General features: G+C 61.2%; 23 protein-coding genes and 6 tRNA genes. 20 read left to right on the top strand and 9 right to left on the bottom strand.

What is annotated here, in order from left to right; all coding sequences use genetic code 11:
• Window positions 1-88: 88 nt before the first annotated feature.
• From aruF to astE, 6 genes are all read left to right on the top strand, one after another.
• On the top strand, window positions 89-1,108 hold the full coding sequence (gene aruF / locus ACF8FG_RS20360) for an arginine/ornithine succinyltransferase subunit alpha (RefSeq protein ID WP_012051578.1): 1,020 nt from the start codon (window positions 89-91) through the stop codon (window positions 1,106-1,108).
• Window positions 1,109-1,186: 78 nt separating this feature from the next.
• Entirely contained in the window at window positions 1,187-2,215 is a 1,029-nt protein-coding gene (gene astA / locus ACF8FG_RS20355; protein ID WP_014590103.1) for an arginine N-succinyltransferase, read from the top strand.
• Window positions 2,216-3,679: a succinylglutamate-semialdehyde dehydrogenase gene (gene astD / locus ACF8FG_RS20350; protein ID WP_019438361.1), complete on the top strand. Its 1,464-nt coding sequence runs from the start codon at window positions 2,216-2,218 to the stop codon at window positions 3,677-3,679. It abuts the gene before it with no gap.
• A gap of 23 nt (window positions 3,680-3,702) precedes the next feature.
• The gene (astB, locus tag ACF8FG_RS20345) at window positions 3,703-5,052 is read left to right on the top strand and encodes an N-succinylarginine dihydrolase (protein WP_019438362.1); all 1,350 of its coding nucleotides are present in this window, start codon (window positions 3,703-3,705) and stop codon (window positions 5,050-5,052) included.
• Window positions 5,053-5,066: 14 nt separating this feature from the next.
• Window positions 5,067-5,357 (top strand): topoisomerase II, encoded by a 291-nt coding sequence (locus tag ACF8FG_RS20340; RefSeq protein ID WP_003254508.1) that lies wholly within the window; start codon window positions 5,067-5,069, stop codon window positions 5,355-5,357.
• A 10-nt stretch (window positions 5,358-5,367) separates the two neighbouring features.
• On the top strand, window positions 5,368-6,375 hold the full coding sequence (gene astE, locus ACF8FG_RS20335; protein ID WP_392519161.1) for a succinylglutamate desuccinylase: 1,008 nt from the start codon (window positions 5,368-5,370) through the stop codon (window positions 6,373-6,375).
• A 42-nt stretch (window positions 6,376-6,417) separates the two neighbouring features.
• On the opposite strand, the gene ACF8FG_RS20330 is transcribed toward astE, so the two are convergent.
• Entirely contained in the window at window positions 6,418-7,611 is a 1,194-nt protein-coding gene (locus ACF8FG_RS20330) for a M91 family zinc metallopeptidase (RefSeq protein ID WP_144180643.1), read from the bottom strand.
• A 307-nt stretch (window positions 7,612-7,918) separates the two neighbouring features.
• Between ACF8FG_RS20330 and alaS the strand changes: the two genes are divergently transcribed.
• The 8 genes from alaS (at window position 7,919) to ACF8FG_RS20290 (ending at window position 13,031) form a co-directional block, all read left to right on the top strand.
• On the top strand, window positions 7,919-10,543 hold the full coding sequence (gene alaS, locus ACF8FG_RS20325) for an alanine--tRNA ligase (RefSeq protein ID WP_014590108.1): 2,625 nt from the start codon (window positions 7,919-7,921) through the stop codon (window positions 10,541-10,543).
• Between the two features lie 102 nt (window positions 10,544-10,645).
• Window positions 10,646-11,881, top strand: coding sequence for an aspartate kinase (locus tag ACF8FG_RS20320; protein ID WP_003254504.1), 1,236 nt, complete (start codon window positions 10,646-10,648; stop codon window positions 11,879-11,881).
• 167 nt (window positions 11,882-12,048) lie between these two features.
• Window positions 12,049-12,237, top strand: a complete 189-nt coding sequence (gene csrA / locus ACF8FG_RS20315; protein ID WP_003254503.1) for a carbon storage regulator CsrA — start codon at window positions 12,049-12,051, stop codon at window positions 12,235-12,237.
• Between the two features lie 72 nt (window positions 12,238-12,309).
• Window positions 12,310-12,400 (top strand) — tRNA-Ser (locus ACF8FG_RS20310).
• A 106-nt stretch (window positions 12,401-12,506) separates the two neighbouring features.
• Window positions 12,507-12,583 (top strand) — tRNA-Arg (locus ACF8FG_RS20305).
• Window positions 12,584-12,654: 71 nt separating this feature from the next.
• Window positions 12,655-12,731 (top strand) — tRNA-Arg (locus ACF8FG_RS20300).
• Between the two features lie 74 nt (window positions 12,732-12,805).
• A tRNA-Arg gene (locus ACF8FG_RS20295) sits at window positions 12,806-12,882 on the top strand.
• Window positions 12,883-12,954: 72 nt separating this feature from the next.
• Window positions 12,955-13,031: transfer RNA gene (locus ACF8FG_RS20290), tRNA-Arg, on the top strand.
• Between the two features lie 20 nt (window positions 13,032-13,051).
• Here the strand turns inward: ACF8FG_RS20290 and ACF8FG_RS20285 are convergent.
• The gene (locus ACF8FG_RS20285; RefSeq protein ID WP_178097132.1) at window positions 13,052-13,234 is read right to left on the bottom strand and encodes a hypothetical protein; all 183 of its coding nucleotides are present in this window, start codon (window positions 13,232-13,234) and stop codon (window positions 13,052-13,054) included.
• A gap of 193 nt (window positions 13,235-13,427) precedes the next feature.
• On the opposite strand from ACF8FG_RS20285, the gene mgtE reads away from it, so the two are divergent.
• The gene (gene mgtE, locus ACF8FG_RS20280) at window positions 13,428-14,870 is read left to right on the top strand and encodes a magnesium transporter (RefSeq protein WP_014590109.1); all 1,443 of its coding nucleotides are present in this window, start codon (window positions 13,428-13,430) and stop codon (window positions 14,868-14,870) included.
• A gap of 107 nt (window positions 14,871-14,977) precedes the next feature.
• Here mgtE and ACF8FG_RS20275 read toward each other — a convergent pair whose 3' ends face one another.
• A complete protein-coding gene (locus ACF8FG_RS20275; RefSeq protein ID WP_003254499.1) occupies window positions 14,978-15,304 on the bottom strand; it encodes an Arc family DNA-binding protein in 327 nt (108 codons plus the stop codon).
• Between the two features lie 69 nt (window positions 15,305-15,373).
• On the opposite strand from ACF8FG_RS20275, the gene ACF8FG_RS20270 reads away from it, so the two are divergent.
• The 3 genes from ACF8FG_RS20270 to ACF8FG_RS20260 all read left to right on the top strand — a co-directional run bounded on the left by ACF8FG_RS20270 (window position 15,374) and on the right by ACF8FG_RS20260 (window position 16,430).
• A complete protein-coding gene (locus tag ACF8FG_RS20270; RefSeq protein WP_134697902.1) occupies window positions 15,374-15,643 on the top strand; it encodes a hypothetical protein in 270 nt (89 codons plus the stop codon).
• A gap of 5 nt (window positions 15,644-15,648) precedes the next feature.
• The gene (gene phnN / locus ACF8FG_RS20265) at window positions 15,649-16,242 is read left to right on the top strand and encodes a phosphonate metabolism protein/1,5-bisphosphokinase (PRPP-forming) PhnN (RefSeq protein WP_019438364.1); all 594 of its coding nucleotides are present in this window, start codon (window positions 15,649-15,651) and stop codon (window positions 16,240-16,242) included.
• Between the two features lie 111 nt (window positions 16,243-16,353).
• A tRNA-Arg gene (locus tag ACF8FG_RS20260) sits at window positions 16,354-16,430 on the top strand.
• An 82-nt stretch (window positions 16,431-16,512) separates the two neighbouring features.
• Here the strand turns inward: ACF8FG_RS20260 and ACF8FG_RS20255 are convergent.
• The gene (locus ACF8FG_RS20255; protein ID WP_019438365.1) at window positions 16,513-17,895 is read right to left on the bottom strand and encodes an amino acid permease; all 1,383 of its coding nucleotides are present in this window, start codon (window positions 17,893-17,895) and stop codon (window positions 16,513-16,515) included.
• 312 nt (window positions 17,896-18,207) lie between these two features.
• Window positions 18,208-18,735, bottom strand: a complete 528-nt coding sequence (locus tag ACF8FG_RS20250) for a hypothetical protein (RefSeq protein ID WP_144180641.1) — start codon at window positions 18,733-18,735, stop codon at window positions 18,208-18,210.
• Window positions 18,736-18,950: 215 nt separating this feature from the next.
• Here ACF8FG_RS20250 and ACF8FG_RS20245 point away from each other — a divergent pair, with 215 nt between their 5' ends.
• Complete coding sequence (locus ACF8FG_RS20245; protein ID WP_010955114.1) at window positions 18,951-19,949, top strand: diguanylate cyclase; 999 nt, start codon at window positions 18,951-18,953, stop codon at window positions 19,947-19,949.
• A 272-nt stretch (window positions 19,950-20,221) separates the two neighbouring features.
• On the opposite strand, the gene lpdA is transcribed toward ACF8FG_RS20245, so the two are convergent.
• From lpdA to ACF8FG_RS20225, 4 genes are read right to left on the bottom strand one after another with little or no spacing between them, the layout of a single operon-like run.
• Window positions 20,222-21,601, bottom strand: coding sequence for a dihydrolipoyl dehydrogenase (gene lpdA / locus ACF8FG_RS20240; protein ID WP_144180639.1), 1,380 nt, complete (start codon window positions 21,599-21,601; stop codon window positions 20,222-20,224).
• Window positions 21,602-21,603: 2 nt separating this feature from the next.
• Window positions 21,604-22,875 (bottom strand): dihydrolipoamide acetyltransferase family protein, encoded by a 1,272-nt coding sequence (locus ACF8FG_RS20235; RefSeq protein ID WP_019438370.1) that lies wholly within the window; start codon window positions 22,873-22,875, stop codon window positions 21,604-21,606.
• Window positions 22,876-23,934, bottom strand: coding sequence for an alpha-ketoacid dehydrogenase subunit beta (locus tag ACF8FG_RS20230; protein WP_012051588.1), 1,059 nt, complete (start codon window positions 23,932-23,934; stop codon window positions 22,876-22,878). It lies immediately after the preceding gene.
• A 1-nt stretch (window position 23,935) separates the two neighbouring features.
• Complete coding sequence (locus ACF8FG_RS20225; protein WP_014590116.1) at window positions 23,936-25,168, bottom strand: 3-methyl-2-oxobutanoate dehydrogenase (2-methylpropanoyl-transferring) subunit alpha; 1,233 nt, start codon at window positions 25,166-25,168, stop codon at window positions 23,936-23,938.
• Between the two features lie 198 nt (window positions 25,169-25,366).
• Between ACF8FG_RS20225 and bkdR the strand changes: the two genes are divergently transcribed.
• Complete coding sequence (gene bkdR / locus ACF8FG_RS20220) at window positions 25,367-25,852, top strand: Bkd operon transcriptional regulator BkdR (protein ID WP_003254485.1); 486 nt, start codon at window positions 25,367-25,369, stop codon at window positions 25,850-25,852.
• Window positions 25,853-25,877: the final 25 nt, after the last annotated feature.

Genomic DNA, 25,877 nt, shown 5'->3' with positions numbered 1-25,877 from the left:
GGCGATACCCGATTCCAGTGCAGGTGCCTGGGTGCCTGCCGTTTTTCCGTGCCGACGTGAATGGCCCGTATTCCAAAGGAGTGACACCATGCTGGTGATGCGCCCCGCGCAAATGGCTGATCTGAACGACGTGCAGCGCATGGCTGCAGACAGCCCCATTGGTGTCACCTCGCTGCCGGACGACACTGCTCGTCTGGGCGACAAGATTGCCGCCTCTGAGACATCCTTCGCCGCCGAGGTCAGCTTCAACGGTGAAGAGAGTTACTTTTTCGTGCTTGAAGACAGCGAAACAGGCAAGTTGGCCGGCTGCTCGGCCATCGTCGCTTCGGCCGGCTACTCTGAGCCGTTCTACAGTTTTCGTAACGAAACATTCGTGCACGCCTCACGCGAGCTGAAGATACACAACAAGATCCATGTGCTGTCGCTGTGCCATGATCTGACCGGCAACAGCCTGCTGACCAGCTTCTATGTGGCGCCTGAGCTGGTGAACAGTGGCTGGGCCGAGCTCAACTCGCGCGGCCGGCTGCTGTTCATGGCTGCGCACCCGGAGCGCTTTGCCGATTCGGTGGTGACCGAAATCGTCGGCTTCAGCGACGAGCAGGGTGAATCGCCGTTCTGGGATGCCATTGGCCGCAACTTCTTCGACCTCAACTATGCCGACGCCGAGCGCCTGTGCGGCCTGAAGAGCCGTACCTTTCTCGCCGAGCTGATGCCGCATTACCCGATCTATGTGCCGTTGTTGCCAGACCTGGCGCAGGAAGCCATGGGCCAGGTACATCCGCGGGCGCAGATCACCTTCGACATACTCATGCGCGAAGGCTTCGAGACCGAGCACTACATCGACATCTTCGACGGCGGCCCGACCCTGCATGCGCGCACCTCTGGCATCCGCTCGATCGCCCAGAGCCGGGTGGTGCCGGTGAAGATCGAAGAGGCCCCGGCCAAAGGCGGTCGCCCGTACCTGGTGTGCAACGGCCTGTTGCAGGACTACCGCGCGGTGTTGCTGGACCTGGACTGGGTGCCTGGCAAGCCGGTCAGCCTGAGCGTGGCAGCAGCCGACGCGCTGGGCGTGGGCGAGGGCGCCAGCGTGCGCCTGGTCGCGGTTTGAGGTCTGGCAACAGACGTTTCGGGGTTGATGCGTTAGCAGAGTTTCGCGCCGGCCGATGCCGCCGCACAAGGAGATAGCATGATCGTTCGTCCTGTACGCAGCAGCGATTTGCCTGCGTTGATCGAATTGGCACGCAGCACCGGCACCACCGGGCTGACCACGCTGCCGGCCAACGAAGAGCGCCTGGGGCATCGCGTTGGTTGGGCGGAAAAAAGCTTTCGTGGCGAAGCTGAGCGTGGCGACACCGATTACCTGTTCGTGCTGGAAAACGACGAAGGTCTGGTGGTGGGCATCAGTGCCATCGCCGGCGCCGTCGGCCTGCGTGAGCCCTGGTACAACTATCGGGTCGGCCTGACTGTCAGCGCCTCGCAGGAGCTGAAGATCTACCGCGAAATCCCGACGCTGTTCCTGGCCAACGACCTGACCGGCAACTCCGAGCTGTGCTCGCTGTTCCTGCGCAGCGACCATCGCTCCGGCCTCAATGGCCGCCTGCTGTCACGCGCGCGCATGCTGTTCATTGCCGAGTTCCCGGAGCTGTTCGGCAAGAAGATCATTGCCGAAATGCGCGGCATGTCTGACGAGCAGGGCCGTTCGCCGTTCTGGGAAAGCCTGGGCCGGCATTTCTTCAAGATGGAGTTCAGCCAGGCCGACTACCTCACTGGTGTGGGCAACAAGTCGTTCATCGCCGAGCTGATGCCCAAGTTCCCGCTGTACACCTGCTTCCTGTCCGAGGCGGCGCGCAACGTGATCGGCCGTGTGCACAAAGACACCGAGCCGGCGCTGGCCATGCTCAAGCAGGAGGGCTTCAACTACCAGGGCTACGTCGACATCTTCGATGCCGGCCCGGCCATCGAGTGTGACACTGCCAAGATCCGCGCCGTGCGCGAGAGCCAGACCCTGGTGCTGGCGGTAGGTACGCCAGGCGATGACGCGACCCCTTTCATCATCCACAACCGCAAGCGCGACGATTGCCGCATCACTGCTGCACCTGCACGGTTGGCCGCCGGCACCCTGGTGGTCGACCCGTTGACCGCCAAGCGCCTGCGCATGGGCGTCGGCGACAATGTCCGCGCGGTGCCGCTGTCGGCCAGCCGGGAGGCCCAGTAAATGACCACGCATTACATCGCAGGCAATTGGCAGACCGGCCAGGGCGAAACCCTGCAGTCGCTTAACCCGGTGACCCAGGCCGTGATCTGGCAAGGGCAGGGCGCTGACGCCAGCCAGGTCGACGCTGCCGTGCAGGCCGCGCGGCAGGCCTTTCCGGCCTGGGCGCAATTGAGCCTGGAGGCACGTATCGATGTGCTGGAGAAGTTTGCCGCGCAGCTGAAAGTGCATGCCGAGGCGATGGCCCAGTGCATTGGCGAGGAAACCGGGAAGCCGCTGTGGGAATCTGCGACTGAAGTCACCAGCATGATCAACAAGGTGGCGATTTCAGTACAGAGCTACCGCGAGCGCACCGGCGAAAAGAGTGGTCCGCTGGCCGATGCCACGGCTGTTCTGCGGCACAAGCCTCACGGCGTCGTGGCGGTGTTCGGCCCTTACAATTTCCCCGGGCACCTGCCCAATGGCCATATCGTGCCGGCGCTGCTGGCAGGCAACTGCGTGGTGTTCAAGCCCAGCGAGCTGACCCCCAAGGTCGCTGAGCTTACCGTCAACTGCTGGATTGCTGCCGGCCTGCCGGCGGGTGTGCTGAACCTGGTGCAGGGCGCACGTGAAACCGGTGTGGCGCTGGCCGCCAACCCAGGTATCGATGGCCTGTTCTTTACCGGCTCCAGCCGCACCGGCAACCTGCTGCATCAACAGTTCGCAGGGCGCCCAGACAAGATCCTGGCCCTGGAAATGGGGGGTAACAACCCGCTCGTGGTGGACGAGGTCAAGGACCTCGATGCGGCGGTGTATACCATTATCCAGTCGGCGTTCATTTCCGCCGGCCAACGCTGCACCTGCGCGCGGCGCCTGCTGGTACCGCAAGGCGCCTGGGGTGATGCGCTGATCGCGCGCCTGGTCGAGGTGTGCAAAACCATCACGGTGGGGGCGTTCGATGAACAGCCGGCGCCTTTCATGGGTTCGGTGATTTCGCTGCCGGCGGCTCGGGCGCTGCTTGCCGCCCAGGTTGAACTGGCCGCCAAAGGTGGCGTGAAACTGCTGGAAATGACTCAGCCACAGGCCGATGCTGCACTGCTGACCCCGGGTATTGTCGATGTCACCGCCGTGGCTGACCGCCCGGACGAAGAGTTTTTCGGCCCGCTGCTGCAGGTGATCCGCTACGCCGACTTCGATGCTGCCATCGATGAAGCCAACAACACCCAGTATGGCTTGGCCGCCGGGTTATTGTCTGATTCGCGAGCCCGCTACCAGTACTTCTGGCTGCGCAGTCGCGCTGGCATCGTCAACTGGAACAAACAGCTGACGGGGGCTGCCAGCAGCGCGCCGTTCGGTGGTGTGGGTGCCAGTGGCAACCATCGCGCCAGTGCCTATTACGCGGCCGACTACTGCGCTTACCCCGTGGCTTCGCTGGAGACCGCCAGCCTTGCCTTGCCGGCGACCCTGACGCCGGGCGTCACCCTATAACAACAGGTCACGGAGCCTAGCCGATGAAATCCTATGAAGTGAATTTTGATGGCCTGGTGGGGCCTACCCACAACTATGGCGGCCTGTCTTACGGTAACGTGGCTTCGCAGAGCAACAGCCAGCAGGCGTCCAACCCGCGTGAGGCAGCGCGCCAGGGCCTGGCGAAAATGAAAGCGCTGGCCGACATGGGCTTCAAGCAGGGAGTTCTGGCGCCACAAGAGCGCCCGGACGTGGCGGCGCTGCGCCGCCTGGGGTTCAGTGGTAGCGATGCCGAAGTTATCCAGCGTGCCGCCCGCGAGGCCATGCCGTTGCTGGTGGCCAGTTGCTCGGCCTCGAGCATGTGGGTGGCCAACGCCGCGACAGTCAGCCCCAGTGCCGACACTGCTGACGGTCGTGTGCACTTCACCGCCGCCAACCTCAACTGCAAATATCACCGCAGCATCGAGCACCCGACCACCAGCCGCGTGCTGGGCGCCATGTTCAGCAACGAGAAACACTTTGCCCACCACGCAGCGCTGCCTGCCGTGGCACAGTTCGGTGACGAGGGCGCGGCCAACCACACGCGCTTCTGCCGCGCCTATGGCGAGGCTGGCGTGGAGTTCTTTGTCTACGGCCGCAGCGCCTTCGACAGCCGTTACCCGGCGCCACAGAAGTACCCGGCCCGGCAAACCCTGGAGGCCTCTCAGGCTGTGGCCCGGCTGCACGGCCTGAGCGATGACGGTGTGGTCTACGCTCAACAGAACCCGGCGGTGATCGACCAGGGTGTGTTCCACAATGATGTGATTTCGGTAGGTAACGGCGAGGTGCTGTTCTACCACGAGGACGCGTTTCTCGATACCGACGGGGTACTTGGGCAGCTGCGAGCTAAACTGGCCAGCAAGGGTGGCAACTTCCAGGCCATCTGCGTGCCCAGGGCAGCGGTGGCGGTGGAGGACGCGGTGCGATCCTACCTGTTCAACAGCCAGCTGCTCAGCCGCGACGATGGTTCCATGCTGTTGGTCGTGCCGGAAGAGTGCCGCAACAACGAGCGGGTCTGGGACTATCTGGGCCAGCTGACCAGCCAGGGAGGCCCGGTGAAGGAGGTCAAGGTGTTCGACCTCAAGCAAAGCATGCAAAACGGCGGCGGCCCGGCCTGCCTGCGTTTGCGCGTGGCTTTGAAGGAAGCGGAGCTGGCGGCGGTCAACCAAGGCGTTATCATGACGGCCTCGCTGTATGACACGCTGCTGCAGTGGGTCGACAGGCACTACCGCGATCGCCTTGGCGAAGCAGACCTGGCTGACCCGCAACTGCTGGTGGAATGCCGTACGGCACTGGACGAATTGACCCAGATCCTGAAGTTGGGCTCGGTGTATCCGTTCCAACGCCAACCTTGAAGAGAGACTCTGTAATGACCGACGCCTTGCGCCTGATCCTCGAAGATGAAGACGGCACCCAGCTGGAAACTTCCTGCACCCGCTTTGCTGTGGTCTGGCAAGGCAAGGAAGTGTGGATTCAGCAGGACGGCCGTGGCCAACTGCTGATCGGCGTGGATGTCGAGGAAGACGACACCGAGTATGCCAACTTGCTGCTGCGCCCGATGGCCACCAACCTGGTCAGCCTGCAGCTGGAAATGGAACCGGCAGAACTTGGCGAAGACGACGATCACGTTCATGGCCCTGACTGCGGCCACCACCACTAAGGAAGTACCTATGCTCGCCCTTGGCAAATTGCTTGAGCTGACCCTCACCGATCACGAACCGGCCGAGAAGACCCAAGTGACACCCAAGGGCGCGCGTTTGCGGTGGCTGGGAGAGGGCGCGCTTGAAGTGCGTCCGGCTGAAAGCGAAGATTGCGGGCTGGACTTGCTGTTGTCCGCCGGCATTCATGGCAACGAAACAGCGCCGATCGAATTGCTCGAGCGGCTGCTGCACGGCGTGGCCAACGGCAAGATCAAACCCAGGGCACGGGTGCTGTTCCTGTTCGCAAACCCGGCGGCGATCCGCAAGGGCGAGCGCTTTATCGAACAGGACATCAACCGCTTGTTCAATGGCCGCCATGAGCTGTCCAGCGGCTTCGAAGCATTGCGTGCCGCCGAGCTGGAACAGTTCGCCCGGGTGTTCTTCAGCAAGCCGGGGCGCAACCGCCTGCATTACGACCTGCATACTGCCATCCGTGGTTCGAAGATCGAGCAATTCGCCTTGTACCCTTATAAAGAGGGGCGCAAGCATTCCCGTCGCGAACTGGCGCGCCTGGCGGCGGCAGGTATGGAAGCGGTGCTGCTGCAAAGCAAGTCGTCCATCACCTTCAGCGCGTTCACCTACGAACAGCTGGATGCGGAAGCCTTCACCCTCGAGCTGGGCAAGGCCCGTCCGTTCGGCCAGAACGACCAGGTCAACCTCGACAAGCTCGAAGAGCGGCTGATCCGCATCATCGAGGCTACCGAGCCAGAGGGCGAAAGTTCGCTGGATGGCCTGCAGCTGTTCAGTGTTTCCCGCGAAATCATCAAGCACAGCGACAGTTTTCACCTGCACTTGCCGGCGGACATCGAAAACTTCTCCGAGCTGAGCAAGGGTTACCTGCTGGCTGAAGACCTGGCCGAGATGCGCTGGGTGGTCGAGGAGGAGGGGGCGCGCATCATCTTCCCCAACCCCAAGGTGAAGAACGGCTTGCGCGCGGGGATTCTCATTGTGCCGGATTCGGGGCAGCGGCTGGGGTGATGGGGGAGGTGGCGCGCGTTCCGGCGCGCCACATGGGCTCGCTCAGTAGTAAGTGCGCACTGGCAGGCCCAGCTCCATTCGCAGCGCGTTTTCGTTGAAGGGTGATGGGTTGGTGTCGGTTGGCGCCGTGTCGGGGTTATTGTCGAAATCGTACAGAAGGCCGCTCGGCAGGCCAATTGCTTGCAGGTGAGCATTGTCGACCTGGATCTGCCTGCGATCGAGAGTGCTGATTGAACTGTGCCCAGGTACCGTCGTACCGTTGAAGGCGCTATACGCCTCGCACAAGCAACGGTAAAAGTCGAGCAGCGGCAAATTGTCGCTGCCCGAGCGAGTCAGGTTGAGTGCCAGGTCTCCGCCCTCGGCAGGCAAGCCGGCCACCCACTCCAGTTTACTGTCTCGTCGCAGGTAATGGTCGTTGTCGGTCGGGTCTGAGGTGTAGACGTCGAAACGGGTGGCTAGAGGTGTTTCGGTAACCCTTATCCACGACCGTTTTGCCAGCTGTGTCAGAAGTTGCTGGCCGCAATGTGTGTGGCAAAGAAAAACCAGGTGGTTGTGGACGGCCTGTTTGAAGGTGTCGCTGCCTCGTATGTCGAGTGTATTGCTGGCGAGTGCGGTGAGCGGGGCGGAGAGTGGCTGCTCGAAGCGGGCGTCACCCGCCTGGTTGCGAGCATAGATGACTGATTCATGTGGGTCGTCGACCAGAATATAGCCGTCGACTCCCAGGATATGACCGCCCATACCGCGGCTCGCCGAGCCGCGCTTGATGAATGTCAGCCCCGGGCCCACGTTGATCTGTGCATTGCCACTGCCGGTGAAGACCTCGGTGATGCCGCCGCCGGTGGTGATGTGCGCACGGCCCTCTGCGGCCTGGATGATCACGGGCGTCTTCACTTCCTCCGCCACGCGGACGTTGGCCTCACCCTTTGCCGTTCTGATGATGAGGGTCTGTCTTTGCGTAGGTGCGAGGACGAACCTCTTGTTGCCGACTGTGGCTTTCAGGTGGCAATCGTAGAGGGAAATGTCGATATCGACTGCCGAGGAATGGGTCTGAATCACCATGTGGTGCTTGCCCGGGATCTGGCCCTGATCGAACCATACCTGTTCCAGAAGGACGTCTATTTTGTCGTCCCGGTATTCGTAGAAACGATGAACGGCTTGGCCATCGATGGACGTGTCTGCCCGCTGTTGAAAACCGCTGGTCCTGCCAGAAATGAAATAGACGGGGTTGGGGTGCATGAGAAGGCTCGCTTGCTGTGAATGGGGGGCGGCAGTTGTCGCCGTGGCTAAAGCTAAAGGGTTGTGCAGGCGAGGAGTGGTACTTATCTAGGGACAAGGTGAATGAGAAGGGGGGCGTTGTGACAAGGCGCTGAACCGTATAGCCTCCACTTTGATGCCCGAGATGACGATTTCATGGCGATTGACCGTTTCGGGCGTATAAACACACTGCATCCGCCGTTCAGGCTGGATATAATGGCGCCCTTTGCCGTCGTTTCGTCGATGCGACGTATCAGCCCAAACGGCCGCCGTTTCCGTGGAAGAACCTATGAAAAGCGCAGAAATCCGTGAAGCCTTCCTTCGCTTCTTCGAAGAGCAGGGACATACCCGAGTCGCCTCCAGTTCGCTGATCCCGAACAACGACCCGACCCTGCTGTTCACCAACGCAGGCATGAACCAGTTCAAGGACTGCTTCCTCGGTGCGGAGAAGCGCGCCTACACGCGTGCTGTCAGCAGCCAGAAGTGCGTGCGTGCCGGTGGCAAGCACAACGACCTGGAAAACGTCGGTTACACCGCGCGTCACCATACCTTCTTCGAAATGCTGGGCAACTTCAGCTTCGGCGACTATTTCAAGCGCGACGCCATTACCTTCGCCTGGACCTTCCTGACGTCTGAGCAGTGGCTGAACCTGCCCAAGGAAAAGCTCTGGGTCACCGTCTACGCCACCGACGACGAAGCCTACGACATCTGGACCAAGGAAGTCGGCGTGCCGGCCGAGCGCATGGTGCGCATTGGCGATAACAAGGGCGCCCCGTACGCCTCCGACAACTTCTGGACCATGGGCGATACCGGCCCGTGCGGCCCGTGCACCGAGATCTTCTACGATCACGGCCCGGATATCTGGGGTGGCCCACCTGGCTCGCCAGAAGAAGACGGTGACCGCTACATCGAGATCTGGAACAACGTCTTCATGCAGTTCAACCGCACTGCCGACGGTGTGTTGCACCCGCTGCCAGCGCCGTCGGTGGACACTGGCATGGGCCTGGAGCGTGTCAGCGCCGTGCTGCAGCACGTGCATTCGAACTACGAGATCGACCTGTTCCAGAACCTGCTGGCTGCCGCAGCCAAGGCCATCGGTTGCAGCAATGACGGCCAGGCCTCGCTGAAAGTGGTCGCCGACCACATCCGTTCGTGCGGCTTCCTGATTGCCGACGGCGTGCTGCCGTCCAACGAAGGCCGTGGCTACGTGCTGCGCCGCATCATTCGCCGCGCTTGCCGTCACGGCAACAAGCTGGGCGCCAAGGGCAGCTTCTTCTACCAGATCGTTGCCGCACTGGCCGCTGAAATGGGCGAAGCCTTCCCGGAGCTGAAGAGCCAGCAAGCGCACATCGAGCGCGTGCTCAAGGCCGAAGAAGAGCAGTTCGCCAAGACCCTGGAACAGGGCCTGCGTATCCTCGAGCAAGACCTGGCCCAGCTGAAAGGCGACGTGGTACCGGGCGACGTGGTGTTCAAGCTGTACGACACCTATGGCTTCCCGATGGACCTGACTGCCGACATCGCTCGTGAGCGTGAGCTGACCATCGACGAAGCCGGCTTCGAGCGTGAAATGGACGCCCAGCGTGAGCGCGCCCGCTCCGCCAGCGCCTTCGGCATGGATTACAACAGCCTGGTCAAGGTCGACAGCGCCACCGAGTTCCTCGGTTACGACGCCACCGAGGGCCAGGGCAAGATCATCGCCCTGTACAAGGACGGCCAATCCGTTGACCAGCTGGGTGAAGGCGAGCAGGGCGTTGTGGTGCTCGACCGCACGCCGTTCTACGCCGAGTCCGGTGGTCAGGTCGGTGACAGCGGCTTCCTGCAGGCGGGTGCTGCACGCTTCGACGTGCGTGATACCACCAAGACCGGCGGCGCCTTCCTGCACCATGGCGTGGTGGCCAGCGGTGCGCTGCTGATCGGTTCGCCAGTCGAGGCCAAGGTCGATGCCGACGTACAGCACGCCACCTCGTTGAATCACTCCGCCACCCACCTGCTGCACGAAGCATTGCGCCAGGTACTGGGCGAGCACGTACAGCAGAAGGGCTCGCTGGTCGACAGCCAGCGCCTGCGTTTCGACTTCAGCCACTTCGAAGCGGTGAAGCCGGAGCAGATCAAGCAGCTGGAAGACATCGTCAACCGCGAGATTCGCAAGAACACCCCGGTTGAAACCGAACTGACCGACATCGAAACTGCCAAGGCCAAAGGCGCAATGGCGCTGTTCGGTGAGAAATACGGCGACACCGTGCGTGTGCTGAGCATGGGCGGTGATTTTTCGGTGGAATTGTGCGGCGGTATCCACGCCAAGCGCACCGGTGACATCAGCCTGTTCAAGATCATCAGCGAAGGCGGCGTAGCCTCTGGCGTGCGCCGTATCGAAGCCGTAACCGGTGCCGCTGCGCTGGCCTACCTGAACGCTGCCGAAGAGCAGGTCAAGGAAGCCGCGCAACTGGTCAAGGGTAACCGCGACAACCTGATCGACAAGCTGTCGGCTGTGCTTGAGCGCAACCGCCAGCTGGAGAAGCAGCTGGAACAGCTGCAGGCCAAGGCCGCCAGCGCCGCCGGGGACGATCTCTCCAACGCGGCCGTTGAGGTCAAGGGTGCCAAGGTCCTCGCCGCCCGCCTGGATGGGCAGGATGGCAAGGCTCTGCTGGCCCTGGTCGATCAGCTGAAGAACAAGCTCGGCCACGCAGTGATCCTGCTGGGCAGCGAGCATGAGGGCAAGGTTGTGCTGGTGGCCGGCGTGACCAAGGACCTCTCCAGCCAACTCAAGGCTGGCGATCTGATGAAACAAGCCGCTGCGGCGGTGGGTGGCAAGGGCGGTGGCCGTCCGGACATGGCCCAGGGTGGTGGCGTCGACGTCGCTGCCCTGGACCAGGCCCTGGCGCTGGCCGTGCCATTCGCAGAGCAGGGACTTTGAGATGAACGGGGGGATGGTCTAGTGGCCACACAGGCCACTCCCGTCCACCTCTTCATGTTGGATTGTTTTTTGGGGCCCTGTATGGGCTGAGGCACCATTGAAATGGCGTTGATCGTACAGAAATTTGGCGGCACCTCTGTCGGTTCCATCGAGCGGATCGAGCAGGTAGCCGAAAAGGTCAAGAAACACCGTGAAGCGGGCGACGACCTGGTGGTTGTGCTGTCGGCCATGAGCGGTGAAACCAATCGCCTGATCGACCTGGCCAAGCAGATCACCGATCAGCCGGTTCCTCGTGAACTGGACGTGATCGTGTCGACGGGTGAGCAGGTCACTATTGCCCTGCTGACCATGGCCTTGATCAAGCGTGGTGTGCCAGCGGTGTCCTACACCGGCAACCAGGTGCGTATCCTCACCGACAGCTCGCACAACAAGGCGCGCATTCTGCAAATCGACGACCAGAAGATTCGTGCCGACCTCAAGGAAGGCCGCGTGGTCGTGGTTGCAGGCTTCCAGGGTGTCGACGAGCACGGCAGCATCACTACCCTGGGGCGTGGTGGCTCCGATACCACCGGCGTGGCCCTGGCGGCGGCGCTGAAGGCTGATGAGTGCCAGATCTACACTGATGTCGATGGCGTCTACACCACCGACCCGCGCGTCGTGCCACAGGCTCGTCGTCTGGAGAAGATCACCTTCGAAGAGATGCTGGAAATGGCCAGCCTCGGTTCCAAGGTGCTGCAGATCCGTTCGGTGGAGTTCGCCGGCAAGTACAACGTTCCGCTGCGCGTGCTGCACAGCTTCAAGGAGGGTCCGGGTACCCTCATTACCATTGATGAAGAGGAATCCATGGAACAGCCGATCATTTCCGGTATCGCCTTCAACCGTGATGAAGCAAAGCTGACCATTCGCGGCGTGCCGGATACCCCGGGCGTGGCCTTCAAGATCCTCGGCCCGATCAGCGCTTCGAACATCGAAGTCGACATGATCGTGCAGAACGTTGCTCACGATAACACCACCGACTTCACCTTCACCGTGCACCGCAACGAGTACGAGAAGGCGCAGAGCGTGCTGGAAAACACCGCGCGCGAAATCGGTGCCCGTGAAGTGATCGGCGACACCAAGATCGCCAAGGTCTCGATCGTTGGCGTCGGCATGCGTTCGCATGCCGGTGTTGCCAGCTGCATGTTCGAAGCCCTGGCCAAGGAGAGCATCAACATCCAGATGATTTCCACTTCCGAGATCAAGGTTTCTGTGGTGCTCGAAGAGAAGTACCTGGAGCTGGCCGTACGCGCGCTGCATACCGCGTTCGATCTGGATGCTCCTGCCCGACAGGGCGAGTAAGGCGCTGCCTGGAAGGGCGCGGCTTGCCGCGCCCTTCGCGTTTCTGCTCGCCGCGCAGGTCCTGTCCTGCCTTGTGCGGCGAGTAACCGGGGCCATGGTCGTCGTCCGCGACCCGGGCCCGATATCCAAGACTGTTACCCCTGAATGTTTTGCGTAAGGAGAAAGCTATGTTGATTCTGACTCGTCGGTGCGCCGAGAGCCTGATCATTGGAGACGGCGAGATCACCGTGACGGTGCTTGGCGTCAAAGGCAACCAGGTGCGTATTGGCGTGAGCGCCCCGAAAGAAGTGGCAGTTCACCGCGAGGAAATCTACCTGCGGATCAAGAAGGAGAAGGATGAAGAGCCAAGCCTTTAATTTTTTTGAAGTTTTTTTCAAAAAAAGGGTTGCAAAGGTGAAAGAGGTTCTTTAATATTCGCCTCGTGTTGCGGTGAGGTGGCCGAGTGGCCGAAGGCGCTCCCCTGCTAAGGGAGTATACCTCATAAGGGTATCGGGGGTTCGAATCCCCCCTTCACCGCCATTATTTGCGTAGGGCGCTGTAAACGGTAGGAGCGCTAAGTAGTTATTTTATAACGAAAAGCTTCTTGCAAAAATGTTTCAGCGACCTATAATGCGCGGCAAGACACGGACTCATAGCTCAGCTGGATAGAGTACTCGGCTACGAACCGAGCGGTCGCAGGTTCGAATCCTGCTGAGTCCGCCACTTTTGAAGTGGCTTTGTTTGCAAGGCTGCTTCAATCAACCAGCGGTATCTGGTCTAAAACTGCCAATCGCGGACTCATAGCTCAGCTGGATAGAGTACTCGGCTACGAACCGAGCGGTCGCAGGTTCGAATCCTGCTGAGTCCGCCACTTTCTTGAAGTGGTTCTGCTTGCAAAGCCATTTCAGTCAGCCAGCGGTAATCTGGTTTAAAACTGCCAATCGCGGACTCATAGCTCAGCTGGATAGAGTACTCGGCTACGAACCGAGCGGTCGCAGGTTCGAATCCTGCTGAGTCCGCCACTTTTTGAAGTGGTTTTGCTTGCAAAGCCATTTCAGTCAACCAGTGGTAATCTGGTCTAAAACTACCACCACGGACTCATAGCTCAGCTGGATAGAGTACTCGGCTACGAACCGAGCGGTCGCAGGTTCGAATCCTGCTGAGTCCGCCACACCCCATCAGAAAGCCCGCTCAATAGAGCGGGCTTTTTGTTTGTGCGTCAATGAATTCTTGAGCCTGTCGATCTACGCTCTTCTGTAATGATTGCGGTGTAGTCTGGCGCCGCTGAGCGGCCTCAAAAATCAAATGTGCTTTCTCATCCAAAACAACCGTCGCACTGATAGCTTCGAGCGTTGTCCCAGCTTTATCACGCAAACGATTGTTCTGGCCAAAAATTTAAGCGATCTGACAGCTTTAGCAGTGTATGATTGCGCCCGTCAGCCCCGCCGGGGCTTGTGGAAAACCACCATGGACTTACCCAGTAGTTACTCGCTAACACGATTCATACAGAAAGATCTGACCGATTGATTCCCTCGGCGTGCTCCGCTGCTGGGAGTGGAGTTCGCCTATGACCGAAGTAGAAGTTAAAAAAGCGCAAGAAAGCCTGCAGGATCGCCTGGCCCAGGTGGTCGAACTGCTGCATCGTCAGCGCATGGTCGAAGACCTGACCCATCGCCAGGAAGGCGCGCACAACGACCTGGTAGAAAACCTGGTCCACCGCCAGAACCTCGTCGAGCTGCAGCGCAAGCTCGATGACCTGCACCCCGCCGACATCGCCTACATCCTCGAAGCCTTGCCCCTGGAAGATCGCCTGACGGTCTGGCAGTTGGTGCGCTCGGAGCGCGATGGCGACATCCTGCTGGAAGTTTCCGATTCGGTTCGCCAATCGCTGATCGCCGACATGGACGATCACGAGCTGCTGGCTGCCGCCAAGGAGATGGACGCCGACGAACTGGCCGACCTCGCCCCAGAGCTGCCGCGTGACGTTGTTCACGAGCTGATGGAAACCCTCGATGCCCAGCAGCGCGAGCGGGTGCGTTCGGCGCTGAGCTATGACGAGGAGCAGGTCGGTGCGCTGATGGACTTCGAGATGGTCACCATCCGCGAAGACGTCAGCCTGGAAGTGGTGCTTCGCTACCTGCGCCGCCTGAAAGAATTGCCGAACCACACCGACAAATTGTTCGTGGTCGATTACGACGGCATCCTCAAGGGGGTGTTGCCGATCAAGCGCCTGCTGGTCAACGACCCGGAGAAGAAGGTGGCGGAGGTCATGGCGACCGACCCTGTCTCCTTCCAGCCCGAGGAAGATGCCTACGATGCAGCGCAGGCTTTCGAGCGTTATGACCTGGTATCCGCCCCAGTGGTGGACAAGAGCGAACGCCTGATCGGCCGTCTGACCATCGACGAAATGGTTGACCTGATCCGCGAGGAAAGCGAGAGCGAAGTCCTCAACATGGCGGGTCTGCGTGAAGAGGAAGATATTTTCGCCTCGGTCTGGCGTTCGTTCCGCAACCGTTGGGCGTGGCTGGCCATCAATCTGATTACCGCGTTCGTTGCTTCGCGAGTGATCGGGTTGTTCGAAGGTTCGATTGAAAAGCTGGTGGCGTTGGCTGCGTTGATGCCGATCGTTGCGGGTATTGGTGGCAACTCTGGTAACCAGACCATCACCATGATCGTCCGCGCCATGGCCCTGGACCAAGTGTCGCCAGGCAATACCAGTCGCTTGATGCGCAAGGAATTGGCGGTGTCGCTGATCAACGGCCTGGTTTGGGGCGGCGTGATTGGTGCGGTGGCTTTCTGGCTATATGGCAGCTGGTCGCTGGGGGTGGTGATGACCGCGGCGATGACCTTGAACTTGTTATTGGCGGCGCTGATGGGCGTGCTGATCCCGATGACATTGGCCCGCCTGGGGCGCGACCCTGCGATGGGGGCGAGCGTGATGATCACTGCTGTGACCGACAGCGGTGGTTTCTTCATCTTCCTTGGGCTGGCCACGCTGTTCCTGTTGTAAGCCGATCCGCCCTGTGGGAACAATTCCGCAGGGTAGTGGCCTTGCTGCCAGTCAGACGCCCACAAAAAAGCCAGCTTACGCTGGCTTTTTCGTATTCGCTGCAGCCCTCAGGAGGCGTCTGCGGCCATTTCCACATCGTGAGCGATGAGGGCGACCAGAGCGTTCTGCTGGCGGTGGGACAGTTGGCGGAAACGCTGCAGCAACTCGCGCTCATGCAGGGACAGTTCAGGGCTGTCCAGGCGCATGCTCAGTTCGTCACCCAGCGCACCTTCCTGGATAAGGCTCTGTTCCAGGCGTGCAATGATCTCGGAGTTCATGCTGCGGTGGTGGTTGCGCGCTACCTCGGCAATGCGCTCACGCATTCCGTCTGGCAGGCGGACGACGAACTTGTCAGCAGTGCGGCTCGAATAAATAGCCTGTTTCATTGGGCGCATATAAATTGACCAGAGTTTGGTTCAGGGGAAGCGGTTCTCAAATTGGCCGCACGGGATGGAAGTACGACCGTGGCGACGACAAAATGTTCAACCGCCAGTGAAAAATGGATGCTCATCTTGCCTCAAGGTCGCCGTTTGCTTGGCGTCAATTATGTGACAAATAGTGATCCGGATAAAGGCTTTATGCCAGTACCAATTATCAGAAATGAGCACTGGTTTGAAAAGTTTTACATGCTCTGGCTAGCCTGGCCGTCAGTCTTTTGCCGTCAACAATCGGTAAAACGCAGAAAAATGCCCGGAAAAGCCCTAGAATGCGCCGGTTCCCTCCATAGAGCATAGTGGCTATGCAACATGACGCAAGCGACCGCCGATCAGGGACGGGCCGGTTGATATTTCTGGTTGGGCCGTCGGGTTCCGGGAAAGATTCCCTGATCGACGCTTCGCGTGAGCAACTGGCCGCCGCCGGGGTAGAAATTGCCCGCCGGGTCATCACCCGTTCGGCCGAAGCCAAAGGCGAAGCTGCCCAAGGGGTCACGCCTGAGCAGTTTGATACCTTGCGTGCGCAGGGTGCGTTTGCCATGCACTGGCGGGCCAATGGTCTGGACTATGGCATACCCCGGCAGGTGGACCAGTGGTTGGCGGCGGGGAGGGCGGTGCTGGTGAATGGCTCGCGGGCTTATCTGCCAGAGGCCCGTCAGCGCTATCCGGATTTGTTGGCCGTGTTGGTCGAGGTCAAGCCTGAGGTGCTGCGCCAGCGCTTGCTGGCCCGGGGCCGGGAAACCGCAGAAGAAGTGGAGCAGCGCCTGGCGCGCAGCGCACGCTTGCAAGCTGCAGCCGACCCGTCGGTGCATGTGCTGGATAATTCTTCCACACTGGAGGCGGCGGTCGCCGCATTCGTTTCGCTGCTTCGCGATCAGGGCGTGCTACCGCGGGGATAGCAGCCGCAGAAAAGGATTACGCGAAAAAGCCCAGTTCAGGCATGACAAACGCCAGCATGCTGGTTAACATGCTGGCCATCCCGCTGTGCAGCGCTCGCTGCCGGTCGTAGCGTCTCAGTAGCTCAATTGGATAGAGCATCCCCCTCCTAAGGGGAAGGTTGCAGGTTCAATTCCTGCCTGGGACGCCATTCTCGTCATTCCCATGATTGTCTCCGTCGTCTTCGTTGCCGCCGTGCTGCTGTTGACAGCATCTGCGCTTGGCCAGCGCTGTCATGCATCACCTTCGTGGGCTAACGCCGCGCTAGATGCCAGCCGGTGGCGCATCAGGAAGTACCCCGCCACCACCAGCAGTACCGTCAGCACCGTGAACCAGAACTGGAAACGCGATGCCGGGTCGAACGCCTGGGTGCCGATGACTGCCAGCAAGGCGAACAGCGCAATGATATTGGTATAGGGGAACAGCCAGGCACGGAAGGCGTTTGGGGCGACCGCTTCGTGGCGGGTTTTCATGCGCATGGCCACGTGGGCGATGATGATGAAGATCCATACGACCATGACCAGGCTGCCGGTACTCTTGGCCAAGGTCATGAACAAGTCGCCGCCACTGACAAAGTGCACGGTCAGGATCATCGTGCAGATCGACAGGCTCAGCAGCAGTGCATTGATCGGTACGCCCTTGGCACTGGTGCGCGAGAAGAGCTTGGGCGCGTGACCGCGCTGGCTCAGCGAGAACAGCATGCGCGAGTTGGAGAACATGAACGAGTTCATCACCGACATGAACGAGACGAACAGCACCAGTTTCATGGCCACTGCCGCACCACCGAACCCGGCCAGGCTGAACAGCGAAACATAGGGCGAGGCCAGGTTGGCCTTGTCGGTCCAGGGCAGGCAAAGGATCAGGATCGACACAGAACCTACGTAGAACAGCATCACCCGCAGGATCACGCTCTTGATCGCGCGGATCACGTTTTGTCGCGGGTTCTCTGACTCACCCGCGGCCACGGCGGCAATTTCGCTGCCCCCCAGGGAGAAAATCACCACGATAACGCCGGCCATCACCGGTGACAGGCCGTTGGGCATGAAGCCGTCATGGGCGGTGAGGTTGATCAGGCCGGGGGCGGGAATCTCACTGTGCAGGCCGAGCAGGATCGAGACGCCCAGCAGCATGAAGATGAGGATGGTGGCGACCTTCATCGCGGCCAGCCAATACTCTACTTCGGCAAACGAACGCACCGAGTAGGCGTTGCTGGCCATGAGTGTCACCAGCATCAGGAAGGCGCCTGCCCAGATCGGTAGCCAGGGCAGGAAGTCATGCAGGATGGCGCCCAGCAATACCGCTTCCAGGGTGATGGTCATCATCGACTTGAACCAGTACAGCCAGCCGACCGCAAACCCTGCCCAGTCGCCGAGGTAGGTGTTGGCGTAGGTCGAGAACGACCCTGCATCCGGGTTGCGGCAGGCCATTTCACCCAGCATGAACATGACCAGGGTGACCACCAGGCCACCAATGAAATACGACAGTATGGCCGCGGGCCCTGCCGATGCGATCAGTGAGCCCGAGCCCATGAACAGCCCTGCACCGATCACCCCACCCAGGGCGATCATGGTGATATGCCGCTGCTTGAGGCTTTGCTTCAAACCGTGTGATTGCATTTCCTTGTCCTCTCTTATTTTAGGGGGGATCCGGCATCGTTCCCCTACGCAGGCATCGTCATGCGCCTGCGTCCACGCGTGGCAAATAGCTACCAGCCTGCCACCCTGGACAATAAGGCCAAGGACCTCAAACGAATTCTCTGCACAACATCCTGCCTATTTTTCCTGAGACCGGTCATGGCGCCGGTAGTGGTGCAGTTGACGAAGCCATGCACCACCTGAACATCGACGCCACCGGACGTCTTCAAACCGTTCAGGCTGGGGCGCCTTGGACGATCCGCGGCGCTCTCCTTACCGGCCGCTGCCACCCCCTCATACCGGGCGTGCCGCTTGTTGCTCTTCATCCAGGCCGCCGTCCACTTTGGCGATCTGCTCTTGCGCTTTCTCCTCGATCTTGCGCTCGATGTCATCTTTCATGCGCTGGGCGATCAACTCGTCGACCTTTGCTTTCAATTCTGGCGGCAGGGCGTCGTACTCTTCTTCGGTCAGGCCTATTTCACGCAGCAGTTTTTCCTTGATCATCTCGCCGGGCGACTTGGACATGAAGTCTTGAAACTCCTGCCGGGCAGTCTTGGGCGGCAGTGGTTCTCCGATGACCGGCTCGGTGGTCGCAGAACCCAGGTTTTGCAGCATCACCTTGAATTTGGCAAAGGCTTCTGCACGAGCATCCTCAGCGTTTTGCTGAGCGGTACTGCCCCCGCTCTGTTGTTGGCTCGCCGTGTTGGCGGTGGTTATTGGCGTGCGCAGCGGTGCAATCTGGGCCACTGTCTGCTCATCGCTGGTGTACCGAGGCTGGTGGAGTGTGGGCTGCCAGCTGACGCCGTTTGGGGCGATTATCATGTTTCCTCCTTGGAAATCTCGTTGGCAGGTACCAAGCGCAAAAGCCATGCCAGCGCTGTGCCGGTCGAAATCAGGGCGTTGGCGCTATTTCGGTTGCACTCGGGTGGGCATATGCTTGCCCGTGATAGGCATCATCTTGCCGCTCGCGGCAATCAACACCACTGTCGGCAGCCCCTTGATCGGAGCGCAGTTGCTGGGCATCAGGGAGAGCGTCCATGAGTCAAGACACCAGGCCGGTACCTGCCGGCTTCAGTGAACAGCAGTTGCACACCTTGTTCGATTTGATCAGCGATGGCATCTGGGACTGGAATGCCAATACCGGTTACGTTTATCGCAACCCGGGCTGGTACAGCATGCTGGGCTATGCCAGCCACTCCATGGCCAACTCGGTATTTACCTGGGAAAGCGTGATCCATCCCGAAGACTACCCACGGGTAATGGCCCATTTCGAGGCCTATATCAATCACCGCAACGAGCGCTACCGCATTGAATACCGTTGCCGTTGTCAGGACGGCAGCTACATCTGGATCGAAGACAGCGGCTACATCATCGCGCATAACGAGGACGGTTCCGTAGCGCGCATGCTGGGTGCGCACCGCAATATCGACGCTGGCAAGCGTTTGGTGTCTCAACTGGAACAGAAGAACCAGTCGCTGGAGTTTCAGGTGGCCGAACGCACCCGTGAGTTGTCCTGGGTGAACCAGCAGTTGCAGCGGCAACTGGACGAAAACCGTGAATTGGCCGAACGCGATGCGTTGACCCGTGTCGCCAACCGTTACCGACTGGAGAGTGCGTTGCAGCTGGAGTGCCAGCGCGCCCAGCGCTTCCGTCAGCCGTTGTCGCTGATTGCGATGGACATGGATGATTTCAAGCCGATCAACGACCGCTACGGTCACGCCCGTGGCGATGCGGCGCTGGTCCGGGTGGCCGAAAGCCTGCGCACCTGCTTGCGCGAACTGGACCTGCTGGCGCGCTGGGGCGGCGACGAGTTCGTCATCGTGCTGCCGCAGACCGCGCTGGGGGAGGCGCTGGATGTGGCGGCGCGCTTGCGTCAGGTGCTGGAGCAGGTGGAGCCGGTGGGTGATTGCAGGCTGACCATGAGCTATGGCGTGGTGCAATGGCGGGAAGGGGAGGACCAGCACGCGCTGCTGGCGCGTGCCGACAAGGCACTCTACAGGGCCAAGGGTACAGGCAAGAACGCAATTGCCGAGTAGCTAGTGTGGTGTTTCACAAATAACGACCATAACTCGCGGCGCTTTTTGCGCTCATGCGGCGTTGTCGCTCCTCGCCGTAGCTGGGCTACGACTCGTCGCGACGCCTTGCCTGAGCGCAAAAATCGCTCGCGAGTTATTGGCCGTATTTGCAAAACACCACACTAGCCCATCAAAGAGCGTGCGGTTTTCTGAAGGCTTAGATGGCCTGAATGAAAAAAGACCCGCAGCGCCTCTCGGCGCAGCGGGCCAAATCGGCCTCGGCCGCTTCAGTGTCAGATATGCAAGGCGTGGCCCAGGGCGCGCAGTGCGGCTTCCTGTACCGCTTCACCCAGCGTTGGGTGGGCATGAATGGTGCCGGCCACATCTTCCAGGCGCGCGCCCATCTCCAGCGATTGGGCAAACGCGGTGGACAGTTCGGAAACCGCCACGCCAACCGCCTGCCAGCCCAGGATCAAGTGGTTGTCGCGCCGCGCCACCACGCGCACAAAACCGCTTTTCGATTCCAGGCTCATGGCCCGGCCGTTGGCGGCAAACGGGAACTGCGCGACGATGCAGTCCAGGCCCTGCTGGCTGGCTTGTTCCGGGGTCTTGCCGACCACCACCACTTCCGGGTCGGTAAAGCACACGGCGGCAATCGCTGCCGGCTCGAAGCGTCGGGCCTTGCCGGCGATGATTTCGGCGACCATCTCGCCCTGGGCCATGGCCCGGTGCGCCAGCATCGGTTCGCCAGCGACGTCGCCGATGGCCCAGACGTTGTGCATGCTGGTGTGACAGCGCTCGTCGATGGCAATGGCGGCGCCGTTCATCTTCAGGTCCAGGCACTCCAGGTTGAAGCCCTTGGTGCGTGGCCGGCGGCCCACGGCCACCAGTACCTGATCGGCCTCAAGACGCAGTTGCCCACCCTTGCCGTCGCTGGCCAGCAGGCAGCCATTTTCGTAGCCCTCGACGCTGTGGCCCAGGTGCAACGCTATGCCCAGTTTCTTAAGCGACTCGGCCACCGGGACGGTCAATTCGCTGTCGTAGGTCGGCAGGATGCGCTCACGCGCTTCCACCACGCTCACCTGTGCACCCAGCTTGCGATAGGCAATGCCCAGCTCCAGGCCAATATAGCCACCGCCGACCACTACCAGGTGTTGCGGCAGGGTTTTCGGCGCCAGGGCTTCGGTCGAGGAAATCACCGGGCCACCCAGCGGCAGCATAGGCAGTTCGACACTGCTGGAACCGGTCGCCAGCAACAGATGCTCGCACTGGATACGCTGGCCATCGACCTCGACCTGCTTGCCGTCCAGTACCTTGGCCCAGCCATGCACCACTTTCACCCCGTGCTTTTTCAGCAGGGCGGCAACACCGGTGGTCAGACGGTCGACAATGCCGTCCTTCCAGGTGACGCTCTGGCCGATGTCCAGGCGCGGCGAAGCCACGCTGATGCCCAGCGGCGAGGGTTCGGTAAAGCGCGAGGCCTGGTGAAACTGCTCGGCCACGTGGATCAGCGCCTTGGACGGGATGCAGCCGATGTTCAGGCAGGTGCCGCCCAGTGCCTGGCCTTCCACCAGTACGGTAGGAATGCCCAGTTGCCCGGCGCGGATGGCTGCTACATAGCCGCCAGGGCCGCCGCCGATGATCAACAGGGTTGTCTGGATAATCTGTTGCATGCTCACTCCACGAACAGGCAGGCGGGTTGTTCGAGCAGGCCACGCACGGCCTGGATGAACAGGGCGGCGTCCATGCCATCGACCACGCGGTGGTCGAACGAGCTGGACAGGTTCATCATCTTGCGCACGACGATCTGGCCGTCGATCACCACTGGCCGTTCGACCATGCGGTTGACCCCGACGATTGCCACTTCCGGGGTGTTGACCACGGGCGTGCTGACAATGCCACCCAAGGCGCCAAGGCTGGTCAGGGTGATGGTCGAGCCGGACAGCTCTTCACGGCTGGCCTTGTTGTTACGTGCAGCGTTGGCCAGGCGAGAAATCTCGCCGGCATTGGCCCACAGGCTGCCCGCTTCGGCGTGGCGAAGCACGGGTACCATCAGGCCGTTGTCACCTTGGGTGGCAATACCCACATGCACCGCGCCATGGCGGGTGATGATCTGCGCTTCGTCGTCGTAGGTCGCGTTGATCTGCGGGAAGTCACGCAGCGCCACCACCAGGGCGCGCACGAGGAATGGCAGCAAGGTCAGCTTGCCGCGGCTGTCGCCGTGCTTGCTGTTGAGTTGCTGGCGCAGGGCTTCCAGGGCGGTGACGTCGATTTCCTCGACATAACTGAAGTGCGCGACCCGGCGTTTGGCGTCCTGCATGCGCTGGGCGATCTTGCGGCGCAGGCCGATCACCGGCACCTGCTCGCTGTCGGTGCGCTTGGCATAACCATCAGGTGCTTGCCCGGCATTGCTTTGCGGCTTGCTCATGAAGGCGTCGAGGTCTTCGTGCAGAATGCGCCCGGCCGGGCCGCTACCATGCACATAACGCAGTTCGATACCGGCGTCCAGGGCGCGTTTGCGCACGGCCGGCGAGGCCAGTGGCTTGTCGCCCGGCTGGCGCGGCACGATGGGCGCAGCGTCGTGGTTGGCGGGCGCCTGGTACGCGGCGGGTTTTACGTCTTTCTGCGGTTCCGGCTTGGCTGCAATGGGGGCAGCCGGGGCCTCTACCGGTTTTGGCTGAGGCACATCCACATGGTTGCCGCTGCCTTCCACTTCGATGCGGATCAGTTCGCTACCGACCGCCATCACTTCCCCGGGCTGGCCACCCAGGGCCAACACCTTGCCGCTGACCGGCGAGGGGATTTCCACGGTGGCCTTGTCGGTCATGACGTCGGCCACCACCTGGTCCTCGGCGATGATGTCGCCGACTTTGACGAACCATTCCACCAACTCGACCTGCGCGATGCCTTCGCCAATGTCCGGCATCTTGATGACGTGCGTGCCCATTCAGACCTCCATGACCTTTTTCAGTGCCGCACCTACCCGCGAAGGGCCGGGGAAGTAAGCCCATTCCTGTGCGTGAGGGTAGGGGGTGTCCCAGCCGGTGACGCGTTCGATCGGCGCCTCCAGGTGGTGGAAGCAGTGCTCCTGCACCAGCGACACCAGCTCGGCACCGAAGCCGCAGGTGCGGGTGGCCTCGTGCACCACCACGCAACGGCCGGTCTTCTTCACCGACTCGACGATGGTATCCAGGTCCAGCGGCCACAGGCTGCGCAGGTCGATCACTTCGGCATCGACGCCGCTTTCTTCGGCGGCCACCTGGGCCACGTACACCGTGGTGCCGTAGGTCAGCACGGTCACGTCATTGCCAGGGCGGGTAATGGCGGCCTTGTCCAGCGGTACGGTGTAATAGCCGTCGGGCACGGCGCTGTGCGGATGCTTCGACCACGGTGTTACCGGGCGGTCGTGGTGGCCATCGAACGGGCCGTTGTACAGGCGTTTGGGCTCCAGGAAAATTACCGGGTCGTCGCATTCGATCGAGGCAATCAACAGGCCTTTGGCGTCATAAGGGTTGGACGGCATCACGGTGCGCAGGCCGCACACCTGGGTGAACATCGCTTCCGGGCTCTGGCTGTGAGTCTGGCCGCCATAGATGCCGCCGCCGCAAGGCATGCGCAGGGTCAGCGGGGCAATGAATTCGCCGGCCGAACGGTAACGCAGGCGTGCCAGCTCGGAGACGATCTGGTCGGAGGCCGGGTAGAAGTAGTCGGCGAACTGGATCTCCACCACCGGGCGCAGGCCATAGGCACCCATGCCCACGGCGGTACCGACGATGCCGCTCTCGGAGATGGGCGCGTCGAACACGCGCGATTTGCCGTACTTGTTCTGCAGGCCTTCGGTGCAGCGGAACACGCCGCCGAAGTAACCGACGTCCTGGCCGTACACCACCACATTGTCGTCGCGCTCAAGCATGACATCCATGGCCGAGCGCAGGGCCTGGATCATGGTCATGGTAGTGGTGGCCATGGCGGTTTCCGGGTTGATGCTGTTGTTGTGGTCGTTCATCTCAAACCCCCAGTTCCTGGCGTTGACGGCGCAGGTGTTCGGGCATCTCCTTGTACACATCCTCGAACATCGAGGCGGCGCTCGGGATGTGCCCGTTGGCCAGGGTGCCGTACTGCTCGGCTTCTTTCTGTGCGGCAATCACCGCAGCTTCGAGCTCGGCCGTGACGGCCTGGTGTTCTTCCTCGGACCAGTGGCCGATCTTGATCAGGTGCTGCTTCAGGCGGGCGATCGGGTCACCCAGCGGGAAGTGGCTCCAGTCGTCGGCAGGGCGGTACTTGGAGGGGTCGTCCGACGTCGAGTGCGGGCCGGCACGGTAAGTAACCCACTCGATCAGGCTTGGGCCCAGGCCGCGGCGGGCGCGCTCGGCCGCCCAGCGCGAGGCGGCGTACACGGCGACGAAGTCGTTGCCGTCAACCCGCAGCGAAGCAATACCGCAACCCACGCCACGGCCGGCAAAGGTGGTCGACTCGCCACCGGCGATCGCCTGGAAGGTGGAAATGGCCCACTGGTTGTTGACCACGTTGAGGATGACCGGGGCGCGGTATACGTGGGCAAAGGTGAGGGCGGTGTGGAAGTCCGACTCGGCAGTAGCGCCGTCACCAATCCATGCCGAGGCGATCTTGGTATCGCCCTTGATCGCCGATGCCATGGCCCAGCCGACCGCCTGTACGAACTGGGTCGCCAGGTTGCCGCTGATGGTGAAGAAGCCGGCTTCGCGCACCGAGTACATGATCGGCAACTGGCGGCCCTTGAGGGGGTCGCGCTCGTTGGACAGCAGTTGGCAGATCATCTCGACCAGCGACACGTCGCGGGCCATCAGGATGCTTTGCTGGCGGTAGGTCGGGAAGCACATGTCGGTGCGGTTCAGCGCCAGCGCCTGGCCACTGCCGATGGCTTCTTCGCCCAGGCTTTGCATGTAGAAGGACATCTTCTTCTGGCGCTGGGCGACCACCATGCGGCTGTCGAAGATCCGCGTCTTGAGCATGGCGCGCATGCCTTGACGAAGGACCTGTGGGTCGATGTCTTCGGCCCAGGGGCCTTGCGCATCGCCTTGCTCGTCGAGCACGCGGACCAGGCTGTAGGACAGGTCGGCAGTGTCGGCAGCATCGACATCGATAGCGGGTTTACGGGCTTGACCTGCATCGTTGAGGCGCAGGTAGGAAAAATCGGTCTGGCAGCCTGGCCGGCCGGTGGGCTCGGGCACATGCAAACGCAGGGGGGCGTACTCGTTCATGCTTTTTACGCTCGCTCGGGTATTTGTTTTTGTGAGCTCTGAAGCGGCCGCCGCTGAGTACCGGCTTGTGACTGGTAAGTCAGCGTCACCTACATCTTAGTGGCCCGGCAGGAGAATTTTTCTCTCAAGTTGATTGCCTTTGCCGAGCGAGGCAGATAAACATTCCGCATAAACACAAAAAACCGGTGATTTTGTCTTATGCGCAAACTCGATCGTACTGATATCGGCATTCTCAACAGCCTGCAAGAGAACGCCCGCATCACCAATGCCGAGCTGGCACGCTCGGTGAATCTGTCGCCCACGCCTTGTTTCAACCGGGTGCGGGCCATGGAAGAGCTGGGAGTGATCCGCCAGCAGGTGACCTTGCTGTCGCCTGAGGTGCTGGGGCTGGATGTGAATGTGTTTATCCATGTCAGCCTGGAAAAACAGGTGGAGCAGTCGTTGCACCGCTTTGAAGAAGAGATCGCCGAGCGGCCCGAGGTGATGGAGTGCTACCTGATGACCGGGGACCCGGATTACCTGTTGCGGGTGCTGCTGCCGAGCATCCAGGCGCTGGAGCGGTTTCTCGATTACCTGACGCGCTTGCCGGGCGTGGCCAATATTCGTTCAAGTTTTGCCCTGAAGCAGGTGCGCTACAAGACGGCGTTGCCGTTGCCGGCCAATGGCATGACCTTGCGGGAGTAGGGGTGGCCTGTGCCGGCCTCTTCGC

Origin of the sequence: Pseudomonas sp. YQ_6 (assembly GCF_043103245.1) — a bacterium.
GTDB lineage: Bacteria > Pseudomonadota > Gammaproteobacteria > Pseudomonadales > Pseudomonadaceae > Aquipseudomonas > Aquipseudomonas alloputida.
The sequence above is the reverse complement of the archived record's forward strand: the minus strand, read 5'-3'. Positions and strand labels throughout refer to the sequence as shown.

Coding starts and splice junctions, on each gene's coding strand:
- aruF (WP_012051578.1), top strand. CDS start 89: ATGCTGGTGATGCGCCCCGCGCAAATGGCTGATCTGAACGACGTGCAG.
- astA (WP_014590103.1), top strand. CDS start 1,187: ATGATCGTTCGTCCTGTACGCAGCAGCGATTTGCCTGCGTTGATCGAA.
- astD (WP_019438361.1), top strand. CDS start 2,216: ATGACCACGCATTACATCGCAGGCAATTGGCAGACCGGCCAGGGCGAA.
- astB (WP_019438362.1), top strand. CDS start 3,703: ATGAAATCCTATGAAGTGAATTTTGATGGCCTGGTGGGGCCTACCCAC.
- ACF8FG_RS20340 (WP_003254508.1), top strand. CDS start 5,067: ATGACCGACGCCTTGCGCCTGATCCTCGAAGATGAAGACGGCACCCAG.
- astE (WP_392519161.1), top strand. CDS start 5,368: ATGCTCGCCCTTGGCAAATTGCTTGAGCTGACCCTCACCGATCACGAA.
- ACF8FG_RS20330 (WP_144180643.1), bottom strand. CDS start 7,611: ATGCACCCCAACCCCGTCTATTTCATTTCTGGCAGGACCAGCGGTTTT.
- alaS (WP_014590108.1), top strand. CDS start 7,919: ATGAAAAGCGCAGAAATCCGTGAAGCCTTCCTTCGCTTCTTCGAAGAG.
- ACF8FG_RS20320 (WP_003254504.1), top strand. CDS start 10,646: ATGGCGTTGATCGTACAGAAATTTGGCGGCACCTCTGTCGGTTCCATC.
- csrA (WP_003254503.1), top strand. CDS start 12,049: ATGTTGATTCTGACTCGTCGGTGCGCCGAGAGCCTGATCATTGGAGAC.
- mgtE (WP_014590109.1), top strand. CDS start 13,428: ATGACCGAAGTAGAAGTTAAAAAAGCGCAAGAAAGCCTGCAGGATCGC.
- ACF8FG_RS20275 (WP_003254499.1), bottom strand. CDS start 15,304: ATGCGCCCAATGAAACAGGCTATTTATTCGAGCCGCACTGCTGACAAG.
- phnN (WP_019438364.1), top strand. CDS start 15,649: ATGCAACATGACGCAAGCGACCGCCGATCAGGGACGGGCCGGTTGATA.
- ACF8FG_RS20255 (WP_019438365.1), bottom strand. CDS start 17,895: ATGCAATCACACGGTTTGAAGCAAAGCCTCAAGCAGCGGCATATCACC.
- ACF8FG_RS20250 (WP_144180641.1), bottom strand. CDS start 18,735: ATGATAATCGCCCCAAACGGCGTCAGCTGGCAGCCCACACTCCACCAG.
- ACF8FG_RS20245 (WP_010955114.1), top strand. CDS start 18,951: ATGAGTCAAGACACCAGGCCGGTACCTGCCGGCTTCAGTGAACAGCAG.
- lpdA (WP_144180639.1), bottom strand. CDS start 21,601: ATGCAACAGATTATCCAGACAACCCTGTTGATCATCGGCGGCGGCCCT.
- ACF8FG_RS20235 (WP_019438370.1), bottom strand. CDS start 22,875: ATGGGCACGCACGTCATCAAGATGCCGGACATTGGCGAAGGCATCGCG.
- ACF8FG_RS20230 (WP_012051588.1), bottom strand. CDS start 23,934: ATGAACGACCACAACAACAGCATCAACCCGGAAACCGCCATGGCCACC.
- ACF8FG_RS20225 (WP_014590116.1), bottom strand. CDS start 25,168: ATGAACGAGTACGCCCCCCTGCGTTTGCATGTGCCCGAGCCCACCGGC.
- bkdR (WP_003254485.1), top strand. CDS start 25,367: ATGCGCAAACTCGATCGTACTGATATCGGCATTCTCAACAGCCTGCAA.